Annotated in this window: 22 protein-coding genes; 13 read left to right on the top strand and 9 right to left on the bottom strand. The window is 72.3% G+C overall.

What is annotated here, in order from left to right:
* Positions 1 to 4 precede the first annotated feature (4 nt).
* Both F6W97_RS16825 and F6W97_RS16820 read left to right on the top strand, forming a co-directional pair.
* On the top strand, positions 5 to 1,156 hold the full coding sequence (locus tag F6W97_RS16825; protein ID WP_230686738.1) for a hypothetical protein: 1,152 nt from the start codon (positions 5 to 7) through the stop codon (positions 1,154 to 1,156).
* Between the two features lie 100 nt (positions 1,157 to 1,256).
* Complete coding sequence (locus F6W97_RS16820; RefSeq protein ID WP_155371282.1) at positions 1,257 to 2,540, top strand: toxic anion resistance protein; 1,284 nt, start codon at positions 1,257 to 1,259, stop codon at positions 2,538 to 2,540.
* Positions 2,541 to 2,635: 95 nt separating this feature from the next.
* Here F6W97_RS16820 and F6W97_RS16815 read toward each other — a convergent pair whose 3' ends face one another.
* A complete protein-coding gene (locus tag F6W97_RS16815) occupies positions 2,636 to 3,205 on the bottom strand; it encodes an HD domain-containing protein (protein WP_230686737.1) in 570 nt (189 codons plus the stop codon).
* Positions 3,206 to 3,458: 253 nt separating this feature from the next.
* Between F6W97_RS16815 and F6W97_RS16810 the strand changes: the two genes are divergently transcribed.
* Both F6W97_RS16810 and F6W97_RS16805 read left to right on the top strand, forming a co-directional pair.
* Positions 3,459 to 3,863 (top strand): hypothetical protein, encoded by a 405-nt coding sequence (locus tag F6W97_RS16810; RefSeq protein ID WP_155371281.1) that lies wholly within the window; start codon positions 3,459 to 3,461, stop codon positions 3,861 to 3,863.
* A 97-nt stretch (positions 3,864 to 3,960) separates the two neighbouring features.
* Complete coding sequence (locus F6W97_RS16805; RefSeq protein ID WP_155371319.1) at positions 3,961 to 4,938, top strand: NAD(P)H-dependent glycerol-3-phosphate dehydrogenase; 978 nt, start codon at positions 3,961 to 3,963, stop codon at positions 4,936 to 4,938.
* A gap of 4 nt (positions 4,939 to 4,942) precedes the next feature.
* Here F6W97_RS16805 and F6W97_RS16800 read toward each other — a convergent pair whose 3' ends face one another.
* Positions 4,943 to 5,722, bottom strand: a complete 780-nt coding sequence (locus F6W97_RS16800) for a GntR family transcriptional regulator (protein ID WP_230686736.1) — start codon at positions 5,720 to 5,722, stop codon at positions 4,943 to 4,945.
* 139 nt (positions 5,723 to 5,861) lie between these two features.
* Between F6W97_RS16800 and F6W97_RS16795 the strand changes: the two genes are divergently transcribed.
* From F6W97_RS16795 to F6W97_RS40140, 3 genes are all read left to right on the top strand, one after another.
* A complete protein-coding gene (locus tag F6W97_RS16795) occupies positions 5,862 to 6,980 on the top strand; it encodes a M20 family metallopeptidase (protein ID WP_230686735.1) in 1,119 nt (372 codons plus the stop codon).
* 105 nt (positions 6,981 to 7,085) lie between these two features.
* Positions 7,086 to 8,660: a hypothetical protein gene (locus tag F6W97_RS16790; RefSeq protein ID WP_155371279.1), complete on the top strand. Its 1,575-nt coding sequence runs from the start codon at positions 7,086 to 7,088 to the stop codon at positions 8,658 to 8,660.
* Positions 8,661 to 8,734: 74 nt separating this feature from the next.
* Positions 8,735 to 9,109 carry a VOC family protein gene (locus F6W97_RS40140; RefSeq protein WP_196279185.1) on the top strand — a complete coding sequence of 125 codons (375 nt, stop codon included), beginning with the start codon at positions 8,735 to 8,737 and terminating at the stop codon, positions 9,107 to 9,109.
* A 55-nt stretch (positions 9,110 to 9,164) separates the two neighbouring features.
* On the opposite strand, the gene F6W97_RS16780 is transcribed toward F6W97_RS40140, so the two are convergent.
* The 3 genes from F6W97_RS16780 to F6W97_RS16770 form a co-directional block, all read right to left on the bottom strand.
* Positions 9,165 to 9,575 carry a YkvA family protein gene (locus tag F6W97_RS16780; RefSeq protein WP_155371277.1) on the bottom strand — a complete coding sequence of 137 codons (411 nt, stop codon included), beginning with the start codon at positions 9,573 to 9,575 and terminating at the stop codon, positions 9,165 to 9,167.
* A 7-nt stretch (positions 9,576 to 9,582) separates the two neighbouring features.
* Positions 9,583 to 10,413, bottom strand: a complete 831-nt coding sequence (locus F6W97_RS16775) for an aldo/keto reductase (RefSeq protein WP_155371276.1) — start codon at positions 10,411 to 10,413, stop codon at positions 9,583 to 9,585.
* Positions 10,414 to 10,498: 85 nt separating this feature from the next.
* Positions 10,499 to 11,044, bottom strand: a complete 546-nt coding sequence (locus F6W97_RS16770; protein WP_155371275.1) for a nuclear transport factor 2 family protein — start codon at positions 11,042 to 11,044, stop codon at positions 10,499 to 10,501.
* A gap of 238 nt (positions 11,045 to 11,282) precedes the next feature.
* Between F6W97_RS16770 and F6W97_RS16765 the strand changes: the two genes are divergently transcribed.
* Genes F6W97_RS16765 through F6W97_RS16755 form a run of 3 tightly spaced genes read left to right on the top strand, consistent with a single transcriptional unit; the run spans position 11,283 to position 13,454 of the window.
* Positions 11,283 to 11,954 carry a GNAT family N-acetyltransferase gene (locus tag F6W97_RS16765; RefSeq protein WP_155371274.1) on the top strand — a complete coding sequence of 224 codons (672 nt, stop codon included), beginning with the start codon at positions 11,283 to 11,285 and terminating at the stop codon, positions 11,952 to 11,954.
* Positions 11,955 to 12,000: 46 nt separating this feature from the next.
* On the top strand, positions 12,001 to 12,348 hold the full coding sequence (locus tag F6W97_RS16760) for a PadR family transcriptional regulator (RefSeq protein ID WP_155371273.1): 348 nt from the start codon (positions 12,001 to 12,003) through the stop codon (positions 12,346 to 12,348).
* The gene (locus tag F6W97_RS16755) at positions 12,345 to 13,454 is read left to right on the top strand and encodes a hypothetical protein (protein WP_155371272.1); all 1,110 of its coding nucleotides are present in this window, start codon (positions 12,345 to 12,347) and stop codon (positions 13,452 to 13,454) included. The genes F6W97_RS16760 and F6W97_RS16755 overlap by 4 nt, the downstream gene beginning before the upstream one ends.
* Before the next feature lie 105 nt (positions 13,455 to 13,559).
* Here the strand turns inward: F6W97_RS16755 and F6W97_RS16750 are convergent, their stop codons facing one another.
* The gene (locus F6W97_RS16750; RefSeq protein WP_155371271.1) at positions 13,560 to 14,684 is read right to left on the bottom strand and encodes a lytic polysaccharide monooxygenase auxiliary activity family 9 protein; all 1,125 of its coding nucleotides are present in this window, start codon (positions 14,682 to 14,684) and stop codon (positions 13,560 to 13,562) included.
* 244 nt (positions 14,685 to 14,928) lie between these two features.
* Positions 14,929 to 15,447 carry a MarR family transcriptional regulator gene (locus F6W97_RS16745; protein ID WP_155371270.1) on the bottom strand — a complete coding sequence of 173 codons (519 nt, stop codon included), beginning with the start codon at positions 15,445 to 15,447 and terminating at the stop codon, positions 14,929 to 14,931.
* A gap of 93 nt (positions 15,448 to 15,540) precedes the next feature.
* Here F6W97_RS16745 and F6W97_RS16740 point away from each other — a divergent pair, with 93 nt between their 5' ends.
* Both F6W97_RS16740 and F6W97_RS16735 read left to right on the top strand, forming a co-directional pair.
* Positions 15,541 to 17,670: an MMPL family transporter gene (locus F6W97_RS16740; RefSeq protein ID WP_155371269.1), complete on the top strand. Its 2,130-nt coding sequence runs from the start codon at positions 15,541 to 15,543 to the stop codon at positions 17,668 to 17,670.
* A 119-nt stretch (positions 17,671 to 17,789) separates the two neighbouring features.
* Positions 17,790 to 19,478, top strand: a complete 1,689-nt coding sequence (locus tag F6W97_RS16735; RefSeq protein WP_155371268.1) for a DHA2 family efflux MFS transporter permease subunit — start codon at positions 17,790 to 17,792, stop codon at positions 19,476 to 19,478.
* 160 nt (positions 19,479 to 19,638) lie between these two features.
* Here F6W97_RS16735 and F6W97_RS16730 read toward each other — a convergent pair whose 3' ends face one another.
* Complete coding sequence (locus F6W97_RS16730) at positions 19,639 to 19,863, bottom strand: hypothetical protein (RefSeq protein ID WP_155371267.1); 225 nt, start codon at positions 19,861 to 19,863, stop codon at positions 19,639 to 19,641.
* A 120-nt stretch (positions 19,864 to 19,983) separates the two neighbouring features.
* Complete coding sequence (locus F6W97_RS16725) at positions 19,984 to 20,649, bottom strand: NADPH-dependent F420 reductase (protein ID WP_155371266.1); 666 nt, start codon at positions 20,647 to 20,649, stop codon at positions 19,984 to 19,986.
* Between the two features lie 125 nt (positions 20,650 to 20,774).
* Here F6W97_RS16725 and F6W97_RS16720 point away from each other — a divergent pair, with 125 nt between their 5' ends.
* Positions 20,775 to 21,698, top strand: a complete 924-nt coding sequence (locus tag F6W97_RS16720; RefSeq protein WP_155371265.1) for a GNAT family N-acetyltransferase — start codon at positions 20,775 to 20,777, stop codon at positions 21,696 to 21,698.
* The last annotated feature ends 76 nt before the right edge of the window (positions 21,699 to 21,774 follow it).

Below are 21,774 nucleotides of genomic sequence, written 5' to 3'. Positions count from 1 at the left end.
TCACGTGAGAATGCCGAGCGGCCGGTTCCTGATCGGGCTCGTCCTGGTCCTGGTGGTCTGCGTGGCCACCGCGTTCGTGCTGACCCGTGCGAAGGACGACCCGCCGGGCGGGGGCGGCCCGGCGCAGGCGGTCACCGTCACCTGCCTGGGCGGCTCGGAGAAGACCGAGCTGATGGCCGACGAGCAGGTGAAGAAGATCCTGCGCGAGCAGTACGGCCTGACCGTGGTGTTCCAGCCGCTGGGCTCGTACGACCTGGTGCAGCTGTCCAAGGACGACCTGGCCGCACGCAAGGCGGGCTGCCTGTGGCCGTCCAGCGCCAGCGCGCAGAAGGTGTTCGAGAGCCTGCACTCCGGCGCGTTCCCGCAGTACCGGGCCGAGACGGTGCTCCAGTCGCCTGAGGTGATCTACGCCGGGCCGCAGGGCACCGAAGCACTGGTCAAGGCGGGCATCGTGGCCAAGCGGGCCGAGCGCTACTTCATCGTCGACATGAAGAAGCTGCTGCTGGAGCACGTGCTCAAGCGCACCACCTGGCAGTCGCTGGGCGCCGCCGACCTGCGCGGCCCGATCGCGGTGTCCAGCACCGACGCGGCGAAGTCCAACAGCGGCTTCACGCTGGCCCAGCTCCAGCTGAACATCATCGCCACCGACGACGTGTTCTCCGCGCCGAGCCTGGCCCAGGCCCGCAAGGTGCTGCCGACGGTGCGCGCCGTCTACGACGCGCAGGGCCTGCAGGCAGCCGGTTCGGAGGCGGGCTTCCGGCAGTGGCTGACCCAGGGGGCGGAGTTCCACGCCCCGCTCTACGCCGGTTACGAGAACCAGCTCATCCAGCAGGTGGTGCAGCTCGGCGCGGACGCCGACAAGCTGCTCAAGGACGTGCGGGTGCTCTACCCCGACCCGACGATCTACAGCGACCACCCGATCCTGGCCCTGGACGCCGACGCGGCCCGCTTCCTGGAGGCCATGAAGGACCCCGGCATCCAGCAGCTCGCCTGGCAGAGGTACGGCCTGCGCTCCGGCCTGCACGTGGGCCTGAGCAAGGTCTCCGACTTCCCGAACCTGCCCCTGGCCGAGCAGTTCCGCACCACCGCCCCGCCCGGCGCCGAGGTCACCCTCGCCCTGCTCGCCTGCGTCAGGGAGGTCGCCAAGTGCTCCTGACGTCCCGCACCCCGCCTGGCGCGTGCAGTTTCGGGGAAACTGCCCGCTCCGGGCCTCTGGAAAGCGCAGTTTCCCCGAAACAGCAGGAGGAGAACCAGTCATGAGTGAGCTCGCCATCGACTTCGGCAGTATCACGGGTGCACCGGCGCAGCCGGCCGGCAGTGCGGACAGTGCGTTGGCCGCCGTCGCGCGCACCGGCGAGCCGGGGCGGCTGGTCTGCGCCGACCTGCTCAGCCCGGCGCAGCGCGAGCAGGCCCTCGCGCTGGCCGAGCAGTCCTACCCGCGGATGCTGGCCGACACCGACCAGCTGGCCGGCTTCGGCAACGGTGCGATCGACCAGGTCAACACCCAGGTGCAGCGGATCTTCCGCGAGGTCGGGCCGGTGAAGATCCCGGAGCTGACCCAGATCATGCACGAGATCAACGACCGGATGCGCGACTTCCGGCGCAGGTACGACCCGGCCGACCCGCGGGTGCGCGAGGTGTTCGACAAGTTCATGGACGCGGTCCGGGGCGTCTTCCGCAAGGGCCGCGACCTGGTGGAGATGCTGTTCGAGGAGGCCCGCTCGGTGGAGCAGCAGCTCGACCGCATCGCGGGCACCCTGGTAGAGAAGCAGCAGCAGCTCAAGCGCAACGTGGTGCTCTGCGACGAGCTGTACAAGGCCAACGAGGCCGCGATCAGCCAGCTCGTCGGCGTCATCGCGGTGATGGAGCTGGTCCGGGATCTGGCCGTGGCCGAGGCCGCGTCGATCCGCATCGACCCGGCCGACGTCGACCGCCGTGACAAAGAAGAGCGCCTGGCCCGGATCACCGAGTTCGTCCAGGCGATCGAGGTGCGCATCAGCGAGTTCCAGCAGCGGCTGTTCGTCGCCTGGTCGACCTCGCCGCAGGTGCGCAACATCCGCTCCCTGCACTACGGCCTCGGGCAGCGGCTGGCGCTGCTGGTCAACCTGACCATCCCGACGATGAAGCTGACCATCGCCCAGTGGGGTCTGCTGCTGCAGGCCAATCAGGCGGCGCAGATGCAGCAGGCGGTCGCCGACGGCGCCAACGAGGTGCTGTCCGCGTACGCCCACGCCGCGGGCACCGGCGTCCCGCAGATCGCCCGCCTGATCCAGACCCCGACCATCCGCCCGGAGACGATCCTGGAGGTGGCCGCCTCGATCGACGCCCAGGCCAAGGGCATCGAGGAAGCGGTCCGCTTCGGTCAGCAGGCCCGCGCCGAGGTCGTCTCGGCGATTGTCACCGCCCAGGAGTCCATGTCCGCCAGCTCCCAGCACCTCAGCCGCACCGTCGTCGACCTCGTCACCAGAGCCGGCAAACCCCTCGAACTCCCCGCCGCCCCGCCCCTCCCCCCATCCCTGCTCACCCCCCACCAGCCCTGAGCGAAGGAAGGGCGCCTTCTTATCGTTTTCCGTAGAGGAAGGGCACCTTCCCATCGCTTTGCGGCGGGAGGGCCGGGCGGTTCGGGCGGTTCGGGTCAGGCTGTCGCGGCGGCAAGCAGGCGTGCCTGCACCCGCCCGGCGGCCGACCGCAGGTAGGGCTCCCGGCCCGCCGCGGCGGCCGCGTGTGGCGAGGACGGTCCGTGGCGGCGCAGCACCTCGGCCAGGCGGTCCTCCAGGAACACCGGCTCGCCGCGTACCCCCGTGGTCTGGTCGGCGCAGGTCAGCGCGTCAGTGACCGCCGTGCGCTCGTCGTCGAACTCGGCCATGCCGACGACGCCCTGCGCCGCGGCCAGGAAGGAGGCGCCGGAGTGGTGCGCGACCAGCGCGCACAGCCGCACCGGCCAGCCCCGTCGGCGGAGCAGGCGGGCCCCGTCCAGGGCATGGAACCCGGTGTCGCGGGCCGCGGCGGCGTACCCGATGTCGTGCAGCCAGGCCGCGCACAGCAGCAGGTCCCGGTCGGCCGGGTCGACCGCGGCGGCCAGGTCGGCCGCGCGCCTTGCCACCCCGGCGGTGTGCGACCACCGCTGCGGCAGATTGACCAGCAGCTCGTCGGCCAGGCACATGGCCTGGGCGGGCACGAGGCGATCGACGACGATCAGCGGCACGTGGCTGACGGTATGCCGGTGCACCGCCCCGCTCAACCGATGTCGTCCACCGGCCTTGCACTGTTCGCCTGCTGTTCACCTGACGTGGCGGTCACGACCCGGCAGGTCCGCCGCACGGACATGGCCGTCACCGCCATCGACCGAACGCCCAGGTTGTTCGCTCCGCAACGATGTCCGATCGGTGGGCGCACTGAAACGCTTACGTGTTTAACGTCCACATCGCACTGTCGGGCGATCACGGGGAGAGCGCGCCATGAGACCACGTCCCTACGTGCGCTGCCGCGGCTGCGATCTCGTCGGCCCGGCCGAGCGCCTCGACTACGAGCTCAGCGACACCGGCGACGTGGACTGGGCCCAGCAGGTGACCTGGCAGTGCGCCGAATGCGGCTACCTCGACACGATCACCGCGGACCAGGTGCTCGACCTCGACGCCGTGCACACGTGCGTCGACTGCGCGACGCAGACGCCCTGCCCGGCCTCGGCCGCACGGGTCGAGTGCGAGCGGTGCGGCCTCATCGGCCTGGGCCCCGCCACCGCCGATCCGGAGATCGCCGGACAGCTGCGCGCCATCGAGGCCCTGCACGACATGGAACTACGGGTGCAGCAGGCCCTGCGGGACAGCCGCGACCAGTCCGCCGGGCCGGGCCGCATGGCATGATTTCGAGCGACGACGGCCAGGGGCAGCCTGGGCGGCGGTGATCGTGCCCGGCGGCGGCCGTGGCCGGAGAGGCGGCAACAGCGTGCGGACCGCGGTGATGGGAGCCGGTTCCTGGGGCAGTGTCTTCGCCAAGATCCTGGGCGAGGCCGGCGGCGAGGTGACCATGTGGGCTCGCCGGGAGTCCATCGCGGAAGCGATCCGCGCCACCGGACGCAACCCCGACTACTTCCCCGAGGTGGCGCTGCCCCGCAACGTCACCGCGACCGCAGACCCCGCCTCGGCCCTGGCCGGAGCCGACCTGGTCGTGCTCGCGGTGACCTCGCAGACGCTGCGCGCCAACCTCACCGCGTGGGCCGGGCTGATCCCCGCCGACGCGACGCTGGTCTCCCTGATGAAGGGGATCGAGCTGGGCACGACCAAGCGGATGAGCGAGGTCATCGTGGAGACCACCGGGGTCGAGCCGAGCCGGGTCGCCGTGGTCACCGGGCCCAACATCGCCCCCGAGCTGGCCGTGCGCCAGCCCGCCGCGGCCGTGGTCGCCTGCACGGACCTGGACCGGGCGGCCGCCGTGCAGGAGGCGATAACCACGCCGTACTTCCGGCCGTACACCAACGACGACGTCATCGGGTGCGAGCTGGGCGGGGCGGTCAAGAACGTGATCGCGCTGGCGTACGGCATCGCCACCTCGATGGATCTCGGTGAGAACATCAAGGCGACCCTGATCACGCGCGGTCTCGCCGAGACGACCCGGCTCGGGGTGGCGCTGGGCGCGGACCCGCTCACCTTCGCGGGCCTGTCGGGGCTGGGCGACCTCGTCGCCACCTGCTGCTCGCCGCTGACCCGCAACCGCACCTTCGGCGAGCACCTGGGCCGGGGCCTGACCCTGGAGCAGGCCCAGGCGGCCACCCGGTACACCGCCGAGGGCGTGAAGAGCTGCCTGGCCATCCGGGACCTCGCGCACAAGCACGGCGTGGAGATGCCGATCACCGAGCAGGTCGAGCGGATCTGCCACGAGGGCGTCGACCCGAAGGTCGCCCTGGTCACCCTGATGAGCCGGCAGACCAAGCCGGAGTAGCGCCTCAGCCGGCGGGCTCGTCCTGCCAGCGCCGCTCGAAGACGATCTTGTGCCGGTCGCCGGGGAGCACGTTGAGGGTGCACTGCACGGGCATTCCGGTTGCGGTGTACCCGGTGTCGTAGTGCGCCGCGACCGGGGTCCCGGGGCCGAGGCTGAGCCGGTGGATCTCCTCGGGCGTCGGCATCCGGATGAAGATCTCGTCGATGGCGCGGTCCTGCCGGTAGCCGAGGTCGGCCAGCGCCTGGTCGGTGCCCTGGGGCAGGTAGGCCGGCGACATGATGACCGAGTCCCTCACCAGCTCGATCGGGAAGAACGAGTCGTTGATGTTGGTCGGCTCGCCGTTGATGAACCGCACCCGGCGGCGCGCCACGACCGTATCGCCCGCCGCGATGCCAAGCCGCAACGCGAGGTCGGACGCGGCCTGCACCAGCGACACCTCGATGGCCTGGTGCGGGGTGCGGCCCTCGGCGACGATCTGCTGGGAGAACCGGTCCATCTCCGGTGAGGCCGGGCGGGGCCGGGACTTCTCCTGCGGCCGGTAGACCATGTGCTCGCGGCGGCGCACGAAGTAGCCGTGCGGCCGCCGCGCGACGATCAGCCCCTCGGTGACCAGGATGCCGAGCCCGGTGCGCACGGTCTGGCGCACCACGCCGAACCGGTCGGCGATCTCGTGCTCGGTCGGCAGCCGGTCCTCGGGCCGCAGCTCCCCGGTCATGATCAGGCTGCGGTACACGGCCGCGATGCGCTGGTACGCGGGCATCCCCGAACTCCGGACCGTCTCCACGTGCTCCGCCTCCCCGACGCTGTGACGCGTCCCGGATCGATGTCTTGACAACCGATCCAAGACGACTGCACCATCATACGCAACATCTACATTGTCTAGTCAATGTAGATGATCTGCCGAGCTACCGCCGGAGGCACCCGTGTCAGACTTCGCGCCCATCGACCCCACCCTGCACAGCCTGCGGGAACGCCTCCCCCGGCTGATCGAGGACCTCGCCGGGCTGGTCGCCGTCGAGTCGCCGTCGGAGGATCCGACCGCCACCGCCGGCAGCGCGCAGGCGGTCGCCGCCCTCGGCAGCCGGCTGCTCGGCAGCGCCCCGGAGCACCACGGCTCCCACCTCGTCTGGAGCCACGGCCCCACCCGGGTCCTGCTGATCGGCCACCACGACACGGTCTGGCCGGTGGGCACCCTGGCCCGCTGGCCGTTCCAGGTCGACGGCGACCGGGCCACCGGGCCGGGCTGCTTCGACATGAAGGCGGGCCTGGTCCAGCTGTTCCACGGGCTGTCCACGCTGCCCTCGCTCGACGGCGTCACCGTCGTCGTCAACGCCGACGAGGAGATCGGCTCGCCCGACTCCCGGGTGCTGATCGAACGGGCGGGCCGCGGTGCCCTGGCCGCGCTGGTATGCGAGCCCAGCGCCGACGGCGCGCTCAAGACCGCCCGCAAGGGCATCGCCCGCTACCGGGTCGAGGTCACCGGCCGGGCCGCCCACGCCGGCCTGGACCCGGCCCGCGGGGTCAACGCCGGGGTGGAGCTGGCGCACCAGATCCTGGCGGTGGCCGCGCTCGGCGAGGCCGAGACCACGGTGACCCCGACCGTGCTGGCCGCCGGCACCACCGAGAACACCGTCCCGGCCGCCGGCGGTGTCGCCGTCGACGTGCGCGCCTTCCACCAGGCCGAATTCGAGCGGGTGGACCGGGCGATACACGGGCTGCGGCCCGTCCTGGCGGGCAGCCGGCTGACCGTGCACGGCGGCGTGCACCGGCCCGCGCTGCCGCCGTCCGCCTCCGCCCGGCTCTACGAGCTCGCCCGCACGGTGGCGGCCGAGCTGGGGCTGGCCGCGCCCGCGGGCGTCGCGGTCGGCGGGGCCTCCGACGGCAACCTGACCGCCGGGTACGGCATCCCCACCCTGGACGGGCTCGGGCCGGTCGGCGGCAACGCCCACGCCGAGGGCGAATGGATCGACCTGCCCGCGATGGCCGAGCGGGCCGCGCTGCTCGCCGCGCTCGTCGATCGGGTGCTGCGTCCCCGGGCCTGAGCGCCCGGCCGAGGGCGGGCCGGGACCGGCCCGCCCTCCTTTTCACCGACAGCTTTCGCTCGCGCGTGAGGCAACCCGCCTCCCCAGCCGAACCGGAGACGGCCCATGTGGACTCCCCTGGCGGGCAACCAGCCCCGGCAGTACCGGAAGATGCCCGCAGCGCAGCGGCTCTTCCTCCAGCGGTGGATCGAGATGCTCTCGCCGGAGGTCGACTTCCGCTGGCGGCTGCGGCCGGTCTCGGACGGGCTGCTGCGCAAGGAGCTCGCCGCGGTCGAGACCACCGGGGCCGACAAGCGGCGGCTCAACGGCAGCACCCTGTACGCGGCGCTGCTCGACGAGGAATGGCAGGCCACCCCGAAGGTGATGTTCGAGCGGCTGACCGCCGAGCAGGTGCAGGCCGACCCGGCGGGCAGCGCGCAGCGCATGGCGCACGGCCTGATCCTGGCCGGGTACAGCCCGCAGACCCTGCTCGGCGCGCAGCGGATCCTGCTCAACGGGCAGCGGCTGCAGGACCAGCTCGACGAGCTGCAGCACTGGCACGCCAAGCGGACCACCGCCCGCCCCTTCCGGCTGGCGGTCCCGGTCGTCCGGGGCGGCACGATGATCAAAAGTTTCGGCTGGACGCAGCCGTATTTCGACACGCTGGAACCGGCCTTCCAGCGGATCGTCGTCGCCGCCGAGACGGCCGGGCACGCCGCCCGCACCCCGCGCTACCTGCTGGCGGAGGTGACCGCGAACGACCCGACCGCGGCCGCGATGAACTTCCTGGAGCATTTCGACCGCTACCAGCTCCAGCTCCGGCCACCGAACCGGCCGCTGACCATCGGCCACGAGATGGTCATCGTGCACGACGAGTACCCGGCCCCCCAAGGGCGGACCGTCCGCTTCCCGATGCCGCCGCGGTTCGCGTACGAGCCGCCCGAGGCGATCGACGGCCGGATGACCCAGCGCGTCATGGACGCCGCCAAGACCGATCCGGTGATCCACACGCTGCTGCTGCAGTACCTGATGGCGCTGCGCGAGCTGGCGCGGGGCTCGGTCCGCGACGCCTTCCAGGCGCTGCTGCCGCTGCTCGACATCGGCTTCGAGTGCGACGAGGGCCCGTGGGCGCAGCGCACGGCGTTCGCGCGCACCATCGAGATCGCCGCCATCCTGCTCGCGGTCCAGACACCCCGGGCGCTGTTCCGCCACCTCCAGCAGTACCTGCGCCGGCCCTGCCCGGCCCACGCCCGCAGCGATCGCGGGCCGTGGGCCACCGGCGACGACGCCGCGGATCTCGCGCTGCTCACCGGGCCGCGGTGGCCCGAGCTCGCCGCGGTGTACGAGTGGAACGGGCTGCTCGCGCAGCGCCGTGCGGAGCTGCTGCGGCTGGTGACCGACCCGCGCCCGGCGGTCCCCCGGACCCGGCGCACGGCCCGCTGGGACATGGCCCGCGCGGTGCGGGCCCGGCACGCCTTCGCGCACCGCGGCGAGCCGATGACCGACGCGTACGGGCTGTCCGTGGCCCTGGAGGCGGCCTACCTGTGCCTGGTCGCGCGCTGCGCGGCGGTGGAACGCGGCATCAGCTTCGCCGAGCTGGTGACCCGGCTGGACGCGGCCACCGGCGCGAATCCCGCCCCGCTGAACTGGCCGCTGCTGGTCGCCGAGGGAGAGTGGGCCCTGGCCCGGTCCGTCAGCTGACGCACCGGGCGGGGCGTGGCAGCCGGCGCGAAAAGGGCAGGCATGGCAGGAGATCGATATGTGATCATGGCCGCATGACCATGGCTCTGCACAGCATCACCGTCGACTGCCACGACTGCTACGCCCAGTCCCTGTTCTGGACCAAGGTGACCGGATGGCAGGAGGACCCCGAGGACCCGAACGGCCCCGGTGACCCCAACGGCCGCCTGGTCGGGCCGCACGGGATCAACCTGCTGTTCATCCCGGTGCCGGAGGGCAAGACCGGCAAGAACCGCGTGCACCTGGACCTGCAGCCGCAGGAGCGCAGCCGCGACGAGGAGGTCGAGCGCCTGGTCGGCATCGGCGCGACGATCGTCGACGACCAGCGCCGCCCCGACGGGCGCGGCTGGGTCGTCCTGGCCGACCCGGAGGGCAACGAGTTCTGCGTCGAGCGCGGCCCGCTGGGCTGACGGCGAACCGTCCCGGCGCTGACCACGTCGCCGACCACGATGTACCGGGACGAGATCAGGGTTCGGGGCGGTCCAGCCCGGCCAGCCGGGTGAGCGCCGCGAATCCGTCGTCGGTGCCCGGCCAGTGCCGGCGGACCGCATCCAGCCCAGCCCGGCGCACCACCGAGCGCAGCACCAGCGCGACGATGATCGCGTCATCGGCGTACCCGATGATCGGCAGGAAGTCGGGGATCAGGTCGAACGGGATCGCCAGATACACCATCAGCAGTGCCAGCCGCACGCGCACGCCCCGGGGCAGGGTTCTGTCGGCGGCCAGCCGGCGCAGCAGCCGCAGCAGGTCCGGCAGCAACCGCACCGCCTCGGCCAGCAGCGGGCCTTTCGGCCGCACCAGCAGCAGGCCGACGACCAGCGCCAGCCACGACGCCAGCAGCGCCACCGCGACGCCGATCAGCAGCTCCCGGCCCACGGGTTGCTCAGTGACCGACGAGGTCGGAGTCCACCGCCGCGCGCTCGCCCTGGTCGAGGCCCGAGATCCGGCCCATCTCCGCCTCGCTCAACACGAAGTCGAAGACGGCCAGGTTGTCGCGCATCCGCTGCGGATCCGCCGACTTCGGCACCGCGGTCAGCCCGAGCTGCAGATGCCAGCGCAGCACGACCTGTGCCGGGCTGCGCCCGTGAGCGGCTGCGATCTCGCCGATCACCGGATCGGCCAGCAGCTCCCGGCCCTGGCCGAGCGGGCTCCACGACTGCGTCACGATGCCGTGCTCGGCGTGGTACGCCCGCGGCAGCTTGCGGGCGATACGCGGGCTGAGCTGCACCTGGTTGACGTCGGGCAGGGTCCCGGTCTCGGCGCGCAGCCGCTCCAGGTGGGCCGGCTTGAAGTTCGACACGCCCACGGCACGCAGGCGGCCCTCCTCCAGCAGGGCGACCATGCCCTTCCAGGCGTCGACGTAGCGGTCCTGCTCGGGGTTCGGCCAGTGGATCAGCAGCAGGTCGACATAGTCGACGCCGAGCCGGTCGGCGGACGCGTCGAACGCCCGGCGCACCAGGTCGCGGCCGTGCCAGCGGGCGTTGAACTTGGTGGTGACGAACAGCTCCTCCCGGGGGAGGGCGGCGTCGCGCATGCCCTGGCCGACGCCGCGCTCGTTGCCGTAGTTCTCCGCCGTGTCGAACAGCCGGTAACCCGCCTCGACGGCCTGCACCACGCAACTCGCGGCCTGGGCGTCGTCCATCGGCCAGGTGCCGAGCCCGATGCGCGGCATCACGGCGCCGTGCGCGAGCTTCACCGTCGTCTCGTTGGTCATACGGTCATCTTCCCGCTCGTCCGGTCCTGCCGTCACGCGGCGTCCCAGGACGGAACGACCCGGTCATCGTCAGCTCGAGAACCGGTCAGCCCAGGGCGTTCTTGGCCGCGGCGCAGGCCGAGGAAGTGATCGGGCGCTTGCCGCGGATGCGCGAGACGAGCGCGACGTTGTCCTCGTAGAGGTGCATCGAGTGGATGCGCCCGGCCGTCACGCTCAGGTGGATGGCGACCGGCGTGGACAGCCGGCGACCGGTCGGCTTGATCACGTGGATGAAGTGGCCGAGCACCACCGCGTCGGCGCCGTCCACCAGCACCTTGTCCGCCTCGACCGTGCTGCGGCCGAGCTCGAATCGCGGCATGGTCACCCGCAGGAAGTCCGCGGCCAGCCCGCGGCTGGCCATCCACGGCGCCGCCTCGGTCGCGGCGACGTAGCACTCGACCTCGTCCGCGAACAGCTCCGCGATGTGCTCAGCGTCGCCCTGCGCCAGCCGGGTCAGGTACTCCTCGACGACCGCGCGGGTGCCGGGCACGGCGGGGGCCGGGGGGCGGCGCAGCGGGGAGATTCCGGTCGACTGCCCGATGGTGAGGCCGGTCCAGGGCGCGGACGCCACGGCCTGATCCTGGATCAACATGGGCGGAACGGTACCTTCGGGGCGGCGCGGATTCACAGCATACGGGCTATCGACTAGATCACCCGCACGGGCGGAATGCGACGGGCGGCGTCCGCGGTTGAACGCCGCCGACCAGGCCTAACGGCGCGAACAGCGTCAAACACGACATCGTACGCACGGCCGCCCCGGCGGCGGGCCACCACCCGGCGCTGCCGAAATCGCGTTGACCGGGTTCGCCGGGCGCCGCGACCATCGCGTCATGCTCATCGATCATTTCCCGCTCGTCGGCCTGCAGTTGACCACACCACGCCTGCAACTGCGACTGCCCGACCAGGAGGAGCTGGCCGCGCTCGCCGACGTCGCCGCCGAGGGCGTGCACGACCCGGCGTACATGCCGTTCCGCATCCGCTGGACCGAGCTGCCCCCGGCCGAGCGGGCCCGGTCGGTGGTGCTGCACCACTGGAGCCTGCTCGGCCAGTGGACGCCCCGATCCTGGAAGCTCCTGCTCACGGTGTTCCTCGACGGCGCTCCGGTCGGCGTGCAGATGCTCAAGGCCACGGACCTCGCGGTGACCGCCGAGTGCGCGACCGCGAGCTGGCTGGGCAGGCGGCACCAGGGCCGGGGCATCGGCGCCGAGATGCGGGCGGCGGTCGCCCACCTGGCCTTCGCGCACCTCGGCGCGACGGACCTGGTCTCGTCGGCGTTCACCGACAACCACGCCTCGCTGGGCGTGTCGGCCAAGCTCGGCTACGCCCACGACGGCATCGAGCGCCACGAGGACCAGGGCCGCCTGCGGGTGATCCGGCGGCTTCGGCTGACCAGGCAGGTGTGGCTGCAGCGCGAGCATGCTCCGGTGACCGTCGAAGGACTGACGCCATGCCTGCCCTTGTTCGGGCTGCCCGATCACGACAGTCCGAACACGACCGCATGACGGCTCTGCTGATTACATATGTTTGCTACGCGTATATGCTGCCGGCATGGCTGAGATATCCATGGGGGAGCCCGCCTTCCTGATCCTCACAGCGCTGGCGGCGGAACCCAAACACGGCTATGCCGTGATCGAGGACGTGCTCGACATCTCCGGTGGGCAGGTCCGCCTGCACACCGGCACCCTCTACTCCGTACTCGACCGGCTGCGCGAGGGCGGTCTGATCGAAGTGGACCGCGAGGAGATCGTCGCCTCCCGGCTGCGCCGCTACTACCGGCTCACCGGGGTCGGGCAGGAGCGGCTGGCCGCCGAGACGGTGCGCCTGCGCCGCAACGCCGACGCGGCCGCCGCCCGGCTGGCCGGGGTCATCCTGCGCCCGGGGACGGGGGCGGCGTGAGCGAGCCCGACGAGAAGCTGGCCCGGCGCTACGAGCGCCTGCTCGCCCTGTTCCCGGCCGCGCACCGGCACGAGTACGAGGACGAGATGATCGGCGTGCTGATGGCCGGTGCGAAGCCGCAGCAGCGCTACCCCGGCCTGCGCGAGACGGCGAACCTGGTCCGCTGCGCGGCATGGATGCGCCTGGGCGGGCGCGGCGGGGGCGCGGCCGGCTCGCGCTGGGCTCCGGCCACCGCGGTGTTCGCGCTGGTCGCCTCGTTCATGATGTTCACTTTCCACGCCGGCGCGCTGGCTTCGAGACTGATCTGGATCTGGCGCTACGAAGGGCTGCTCATCCCGCTCCCGGTGACGGCCTGGCTTCCGCTGGCCGGCTGGACGGTGGCGGTCGTGTTCGCGTACACCGGATTCCGTCTCGTCGCGGCCGTGGGCGCCTGGACTGCGGCGCTGTGCGAGCTCGCGCGGGTGCTGCTCGACTACTCGACCGGGCCCACCGGCCTGGTCCTGTTCTGGTGGATGATCGTGCTCGGGATCAGCGCCGCGCTGGCCCTCACCGCCCGCGGCCGGACCCGGCCGCAGGTTGGCCTCGGCGACCGCCGCACCGTCATCGTGACGCTCGCGTTCGCGGCGCTGGCCGTCCTGCCCATCGTCGAGGTGATGCTCTCGGTGGTCACCCGGACACCCGGCGGCGCCATCGACGGGATCAGCGCGTTCGGCGGCTACAGCACGTCCGGCGGCTTCGGTGGCTACTACCTCAGCGGCATCATCTCGGAGGTGTCCGGGCCGATCCTCGTCCTCGTCATCCTGGTCTGCCTGCTGAGGACCGCCTCGCCGGTGCGCCGCCGGCTGGTGGCCATGTTCACGCCCGCGCTGACGTTGTACCTGCTCGTGCCGACCCTGTTCAACGGCTTCATCATGTCGACCCAGCGGTTCAACCCGCCCGTGCTGCTCGAACCCGTGCAGTGGGTGTTCCTCGTCGGGTTCCCGGTGTTGCTCTTCCTCAGCGGGGCGGCGCTGGTGGAGCGCGGCGAGCGGCACGCGTACCTGATCGGGCTGGGGCGGGCCGCCGAGCGCGAGGCCCGGCTGAAGCGGGCGGCCGCGCCGTCCTGACGGACCGCTGCGGGCAGCACCTCGGGGGCGCTGCCCGCAGCGGGCTCAGCGTTGGGAAGGGCACCTTCTACATCGCATAGCGATAAGAAGGTGCCCTTCCTTCTGTCAGGTGGGGGTGCAGGTGAGGGTGGGGGCGCCGTTGGCGGAGCCGGTGTAGCTGCCGAGGAAGCCGAAGGTGGTGCTGGCTCCTGCGGACAGGGCGCTGTTGTGGGCGACGCTCTTGGCGGTGGCGGTGGAGCCGCTGGTGGTGACTGTGGCGTTCCAGGCGTTGGTGATCTGCTGGCCGTTGGTCCAGGTGACCGTGACGGTCCACTTGGTGATCGCGGAGGAGCCCGCGGTCACCTTGACCTCACCCTGGAAGCCGCCCGGCCACTGGCCGGTCAGCGAGTACGTCGCCGAGCAGCCGCCGGGCGGCGGCGGGGACGACGACGGGCGGGGCGAGGCCGACGGGCTCGGCGACGGCGGCCGGCTCGGCGACGGGGATGCCGACGGGGAGGCCGGGGCCGACGGGGACGCCGACTGGCTGGGGGTGACGCCGCCGAAGGTCACGTCGCTGCAGAAGTAGTACGACTGGTCCAGGTGGCTGGCCTGCCAGATGGTGTAGACGATGTGCCGGCCGGTGCGCCCGGGGGCGCTGCCGCCGACCTGGATCGACACGCCGCCCGCGCTCTCCGGGGTCCACTGCGCGGCCGGGGTGTTGCCGATCTGGCCGACCAGTTCCAGGTTGCCCCAGCCCAGCGGTTGTGTGATCGGGTTGTACCCCTGCTTGGTCACGTACACGCGGATGTAGTCCGCGCCGTGGCTGGCCTGGTCGTAGAGCTTGACGCTGAAGTTGTTCGCGATCGACTGCGCCTTCCAGTCGCCGACGGTGTCCATCGCGTTGTAGCGGCCGCTCTGGGTGTGGCCGGCGCTGCACAGCTGGCCGTCCGGGATGGCGCCCTGGTGGTTGCCGGCGACGCCCTCGCGGAACAGGCCGTTCCAGTTCCACATGGCCTGGGGGTCGGCCTGCCAGGCCTGCCAGCACATGGGGTCCTGGGTGGCCATCGCCGGGTTCTGGAAGTCGCTGCCCCAGCGCTGCCAGCAGCCGTAGTTGCGCGAGGCCGGGCTGACGATGTTGCCGTGCGCGTCGGCGATCTTCGCCAGCGCCGTGGTGAGCAGCAGGACCGAGGCGACGGCAACGATCAGCGCGGAGATGGCGGCCCGCCGCCGAGCGGCGAGTGTGGTGGACATGGGAACTCCTTCATACGGAGTGCCATGCACGCGTGGGCGGATGGGCGAGGGAGCCCGGGCCGTCGCACCGCACGCGAACGCACGCATGGTCGGACTTCGACTTCAGCCGCGGAAGGCTGCCCCACTTCCGCGCTGCTACGTGGCTCCCGTAGCGGTCGAGTCAGACATTACGCATTACCTTGAATATGTCAATTTATCGCTCAGCGTGGCCGACCCTACGTCACCCGGTCACCGTTCGCGCGGCTCAGCGCTGCGGCGTGCGCTCGGCGGAGTTCCGATCCCGGCGGGCGGCCTCGCGGGTGGCGACAACCGCGGTCGTCATCCGGCGGATGACCTCGGCGGCGATCAGCAGGTCGGCGGTCGGCAGGTCGCCGACCGCCAGCGCCATCCGCTCACCCAGGGGCTGGAAGAAGTCGCGGGCCATGCGCAGCGCGGAGGCCTGCACGGACAGGGTCACCCGGCGGCGGTCGCGGGGATCCCGGGTGCGTTCGAGATGGCCGGCGGCCTCCAGCCGGTCGATCAGCGAGGTCGTGGCCGGAGCGCCCAGGCCGAGCCGGGCGGCGAGCTCCCCCGCGGTGAGCGGAGCGCCGGCCTGCGCCCCGGTCGCGATCCACATGATGGCGTTCAGGTCGCTGCGCCCCAGCCCGTGCGCGCGGGCGAAGACGTCCACGAAGACGTCGCTCTCGACGGCGCTCGCCTGCAGCGCCTTGGTCACCTCGTCCAGCGCGGCCACCCGGTCGGGGGGGCCAGCTTGCTCCGCCATGCGGCCGACTATATCATTTCGATGATCGAACCATTCGATGATCGAACTATTGCGGGCGATACGGTCCGCGTGACGAACTGGAGGCACCCTGTCATGGGTGAGCGTCTCGCCACCTGGCTGACCAGCCGGATCGGTGCTGCAGTCATCCTGCTGGCCACCGTGGCGCTGTCCACCGCGGTGTTCCTGGCCAGCCCGGCCCAGCCGGCGGCCGGCCCCACCGACGGCCTGCCCGAGGGCAAGCAGTCCACCCGGGTGACGGAGTTGATGGCACGCTTCCCCAGCGGCCGAGCCGACTCCGCGATCGTCGTCTTCGAGCGCGCCGAGGCCACCCTGACCCCGGCCGACCGGCAGACGCTGGACGCGGCTCGGGAAACCCTCTCCCGGCAGGAGAACGTCACCGCACCGCCGCCGGTCCGCGTCGCCGACGACGGCCGGGCCGCGCTGCTCGTCGTCCCGCTCGCCGCGGATCTCGACGACGAAACCCGCAACGCCACCGTCGACCGGATCCGCGAGGTGCTGCGCGGGGACGCCACGGCGCTGCCCGACGGACTCACCGCCCAGGTCACCGGAGGGGCGGCGTTCGCCCGCGACATCTCGGCCGCGTTCGCGGGGGCAGACGTCACCCTGCTGATCGCCACCGCGATCGTCGTCGCGGTGCTGCTGCTGATCACGTACCGCAGCCCGTTCCTGTGGATCGTGCCGCTGGCCGTCATCGGGCTCGGCGACCAGGTCACCGCGCAGCTGCTGCCGTGGATCGGCCGCCTGATCGCCGAACCCACCGACGCCTCCATCGGCGGCATCGTCTCCGTGCTCGTCTTCGGCGCGGGCACCGACTACGCCCTGCTGCTCATCTCCCGCTACCGCGAGGAGCTGCGCCGCACGCCGGACCGCCGGGCGGCGCTGGCCACCGCCGTACGCGCAGCCGGACCGGCCGTCATCGGCAGCGCCGGCACCGTGATCCTCGCCCTGCTCACGCTGACCACCGCGGTGCTCACCAGCAACCGCACCCTCGGCATCGCCGCCGCGGCAGGTGTCGGCGTGGCGCTGCTGTTCGGACTCGTGGTGCTGCCCGCGGCGCTGGCCTTCCTGCCGCGCGGCGCGTTCTGGCCGCTGGTGCCCGCGGTCGGCAGCGCGGACCCCGGCGCATCCGGTTTGTGGGCCCGTATCGCCCGGCTGGTCGGCCGCCGCCCCGTCGGGGTGCTGGTCGCCGCGGGTGTCGCCCTCGCCGCGCTGAGCACCGGCCTGCTCACCACGACGATCGGCCTGTCGCAGACCGAGCAGTTCCGCACCGAGGTGGAGTCGGTGCAGGCCCAGCAGGCCCTGGCCCGGCACTTCCCCGCCGGATCCGCGCAGCCGGTCCGGGTGATCGTCCCGGCCGCGGCGGCCGAGCAGGCCGTCACCACAGCCCAGCGGACCGCGGGAGTGTCCGCGGTCGGGCGGCCGGAGACGTCCACGGACGGCACGCTCGCCCTGCTCGCGGTCCAGCTGACCGACGAGTCCGGCACCGCGGGCGCGGACCGCGCTGTCACGGCGCTGCGCGACGCGCTGGCCACGGTGGACGCCGCCGTCGGCGGGCAGCCCGCCGCCGACCTCGACCAGCGCGACGCCAACGCCCGCGACAACGCCGTCGTCGCTCCGCTCGTGCTGGCCGTGGTGCTCATCGTCCTGATCGTCCTGCTGCGCTCGCTGATCGGGCCGCTGCTCCTGCTGCTCACCGTGGTGATCAGCTTCGCGGCCAGCCTCGGCGCGGCCAGCCTGGTCTTCGCCGCGCTGGACATCCCGGCGCTGGCCTCGAACGTGCCGCTGCTGGCGTTCCTGTTCCTGGTCGCGCTCGGAGTCGACTACAACATCTTCCTGGTCAGCCGGGCGCGCGAGGAGACCGCGGCACACGGCGACACCCGCACCGGGATGCTGCGGGCGCTCACCGCCACCGGCGGGGTGATCACGTCCGCGGGCGTACTGCTGGCGGCCGTGTTCACGGTGCTGGGCGTGCTGCCCGTCATCGTGCTCACGCAGCTCGGCATCATCGTCGGGGTGGGCGTGCTGCTCGACACGCTGCTGGTACGCACGCTCGTGGTGCCCGCCGTGGCGATGCTGCTCGGGGAGCGGTTCTGGTGGCCGTCCCGGCCCGGGACCCGTCCCGCGGCGGTCAACCCGCCCCGTGACGGCCACCCGGCGGACCTGCTCGAGACCCGCACTCCCGTGAACGCCGCGCACCCGTGACGATCTGCCGTCGCGGGCGGTCGCGCCCGCGACGGCACCACGGACGGACCGGCGGTACACCGGAATTCATCGTTTGAGGACTATGCTCCACCCGCTCGGACGCAGACAGGAGACCCGCCATGATCACTCAGCGTACGGCCGACACCGCACCGGCGGCGCCGGCGCCGCAACGCAACCCCTGGCTCATCCTGTCCGTGCTGTGCCTGGGCTTCTTCATGATCCTGCTGGACACCACGATCGTGAACATCGCGATCCCGAACCTCATCGACGACCTCGGCGCGACGCTGAACCAGATCCTGTGGATCCTCAACGCCTACATCCTGGTGTACGCCGTCCTGCTGATCACCGCGGGACGGCTCGGCGACATCCACGGCCCCAAGCGGCTGTTCATGATCGGCCTCGCCCTGTTCACCGTCGCCTCGATCGCCTGCGGACTGGCCCAGGACCCGGCCCAGCTCGTCGTGTTCCGCATCGCGCAGGGCCTCGGCGGGGCGCTGCTCACCCCGCAGACGCTCGCCGTCATCACCACCATCTTCCCCGCCGAGCGGCGCGGCGCGGCCTTCGGCGTCTGGGGCGGCGTGGCCGGCCTGGCCACGGTCGCCGGACCGACGCTGGGCGGCTGGCTGGTCTCCGAGTGGGGCTGGCGCTGGATCTTCTTCGTCAACGTGCCCGTCGGCGTGATCGCCCTCACCATGGCCGCGGTCATCATGCCCGACCTGCGCTTCAACCGCCGCCACCGGCTCGACCTGCCCGGCACCGCACTGGTCACCGCAGGCCTGTTCCTGATCTGCTACGGCCTCATCGAGGGCGAGTCGCACGACTGGGGACGGGTGTGGGGCCCGGTCACCGTCCCGATGGTCATCGCGGCCGGGCTGCTGATCCTGGCCGGGTTCGTCTGGCTGTCGCACGTCCGGCGCGACTCCGAGCCGCTGATCCCGTTGCGGCTGTTCGCCGACCGCAACTTCTCCGTGATGAACGGCGTGGTCGCGGCGGTCTCCTTCGGCATGCTCGGGCTGTTCCTGCCGCTGACCATCTACCTGCAGTCGGTCCTCGGCCTCACCGCGCTGCAGGCCGGGCTCACCACCGCGCCCATGTCGCTGATCTCCATGTTCGTCGCGCCCGTCGCGGGCCGCCTCGCCGACCGCCAGGGCAAGTACGTGCTGCTGGCCGGCATGACCCTGTGGACGGCCGGCCTCACGTGGGTCGTGCTGGCCGCGCAGGCCGGCTCGGATCGCGGCGACCTGCTGCCCGGCCTGCTCGTCGCGGGCCTCGGCCTCGGCGGCGTGTTCGCGCCACTGCAGACGATCGCGATGCGCGACATCGAGCCGCGCTTCGCCGGCGCCGCCTCCGGCGTCTTCAACACCACCCGCCAGCTCGGTGCGGTGATCGGCGCGGCCGCGGTGGGCGCGCTGCTGCAGGCCCGGCTCGCGGTCGACCTTGCCGCGCAGGCCCGGACCAACGCCGCCGCGCTTCCCGAGCCCGTTCGCGACCGGTTCGTCGCCGCGTTCGACGAGGCCGGATCACACGGTATGGAGGTCGGCGCGGGTCAGAGCGGAGCGCACCTGCCCGCGGGCGCACCGCCGGAGATCGCGCAGCTCGCGTTGACGACCTTCCACGAGGGCTTCACCGCGGCGATGAAGTCGACCATGGTCCTGCCCCTGATCGTGCTGGGGGTCGCGGCCCTGTCCGTACTGCTGGTCAGGCGGCGCAAGGCGTCCGCCGCCGCCGCTGCCGAATCGCGACCGGCCGACGCGACCGTCACGGCCGTCGCGGACAGCGAGGAGCAGAGCGTGGCCGTGCAGGGCTGAGCCGTTCGACGCCACGGCTTGCCCGGCCGGCCGGCCGTGTTGCGTGCTGAGATCATCGCGCTCAGGCCGCCCGTTGCGCGGCGAGCTGTGCGGCCGTTGCGCGGCGCTGCACTGCCGTTGCGCGGCGGGCTGCGCTGCCGTTGCGCGGCGGGCTGCGCGCTCAGCGGCCCGAGTTGCGTGGGTGGTTGCGGGCGGTGCGCTCGTTGCCGTGCCGGTAGTTGCCGGTCCAGCGGGCCATCACCTGCTGTGGGTCCCCGGCCTGCACCTCGTCCAGGAAGCGCTTGGCGCGCTCGCCGCGCAGCAGGGTCACCACGGCACGGTGGTGCGACACGGCGACGGTCGAGTCGGCGCGTACGACGTAGTCGAATCCATGGGGGGCCGGCACGCGGCCGATCCTGCCACCGGCCCGTCCCCACCGCACTGCCTTTTCCGCAGGCACGCACCGGTGGCACGTCAGGAAGGGCGTCTTCTACACGCATGGCGTCAACAAGGCGCCCTTCCTTCGTCAGGCGGTTTCGAGGGCGGCGCGGACCGTGGCGGCGGGGGCGGGGGTGCCGTCGTCGTCGCTGAAGGGTCCGTAGGGGGCGCCGTAGGCCGGGGTACCCGGCTGGTACTTGCGGCCCCCCGCGCCCAGTGGGCCCGCGTCGACGGCGTCGTAGCCGATCGCGTCGAGGAACGCCGTCACGGCGGCCTTCGCGGCGGGCTCGTCGGAGGCGACGGGCAGCGCGGTGCGGTCCGCCGCGCCCCCGGGACGGGCCAGCGCGCCCAGATGCTTGAAGTAGATGTTGTTGAACACCTTCACCACGTGCGCCCCGGCCAGGTGGCGTTGCAGCAGCTCGCTGCTGGTGGCGCTGCCGTCGTCGAGGACCTCGATCTGCCCGTCGCGCTCCGGGTAGTAGTTGTTGGTGTCCATCACGGTCTTGCCGGTCAGCGGCGCGGGCGGAACGCTGTCGTAGGCATGCAGCGGCACGCTGACCAGCACCAGGTCACCCGCCGCGGCGGCCTCGGCGACGGTGCCCGCGCGGGCTCGCGGCCCCAGCTCCGCGGCGAGGTCGGCCAGGGTCTCGGGGCCCCGCGAATTGCTCAGCACCACGTCGTACCCGGCGGCCACGGCCAGCCGGGCCACGGTGCCGCCGATGTTCCCGCTGCCGATGAACCCGATGGTCGTCATCGTCGCCTGCCTTCCGCCGTCGCCCGCCATGATCGCCGGCACCACGGTGGTCAACGGCTGACCGGCGTCGGCGGTTCCGGGCGAAACGGATGGACCGGGTGCGGGCCGCCTCGTAGGGTCGCGGCATGTTCGACGTACGCGAGGCGACAGCGCCGGAGACCGAGCAGTGGCGGGCCGACTGGGTGGAGCGGCTGCGGAAGCGGTACGCCCGCTGCTACACCGCCCCGGCGGCGGTCACCCGGGAGATCGAGCGCAACGTCGGCAACCAGCGCGACGACCCGGGCAGCCGGGTGTACACGGTCGAGGTCGGCGGCGCGCCGGCGGGTTTCCTGGCCCTCGCCGGATCACGGCCGCGCCGGCCGGAGCAGCGCAGCCTGCATGACCTGTGGCTCGCGCCGGAGCAGCGCGGCCGGGGGCTGGGCCGCGCGCTGGTGGCGTGGGCCCGCGAACGCGCCCTGGCCGACGGGGGCACCCGCCTGGCCGTGGTGGTGCTGCCGGGTGACCCCGCCACGGACGCGATCTTCGGCGGGTACCCCCTGCGGGCGCAGCAGATGGTCAAGACGGTGACCGCCGGGGTGTCCCTGCCGGACGGTGTCGCCGGACGGCCGATGACCCCGGCCGACTTCGGGCCCTGGCGGGAGCACGCGATCCAGGCCTACGCCGACGAGATGACCGCCTCGGGCAGCCGCTCGGCCGCCGACGCGCTGGCCGTGTCCGTCGTCGAGCACGACGAGCTGCTCCCGGAGGGCCTGCGCACCGCCGGGCACGGCTTCTGGTGCGTGACCGCCGGGGACGAGGTCGTGGGCACGATCTGGCTGCGCCACGCCTTCCTGCCCGGGATGAGCTTCGTGTTCGGCGTCGACGTGGACCCGGCACACCGGGGCCGCGGATACGGCCGTGCGGCGATGCTGATCGGCGAGCAGGCGACCGCGGCGGCCGGTGACGCCCAGCTCGGGCTCAACGTCTTCGGCCACAACACGGTCGCCGTCCGCCTCTACGACTCCCTGGGCTACCAGGTTGTCGAGCAGTACCGCGCGGACGACCTGTAGCCGCCGGATTCTTTCGCCAGTCAAGTTCCGACACATTCATTGAGATCGTTAGATCCACATGTTTGCATGTATCGAG

The sequence above is a fragment of the Catellatospora vulcania genome (assembly GCF_009720385.1).
GTDB classification, from domain to species: domain Bacteria; phylum Actinomycetota; class Actinomycetes; order Mycobacteriales; family Micromonosporaceae; genus Catellatospora; species Catellatospora vulcania.
Note: the sequence above shows the minus strand (reverse complement) of the source record. Positions and strands in the feature narration are given on the sequence as shown.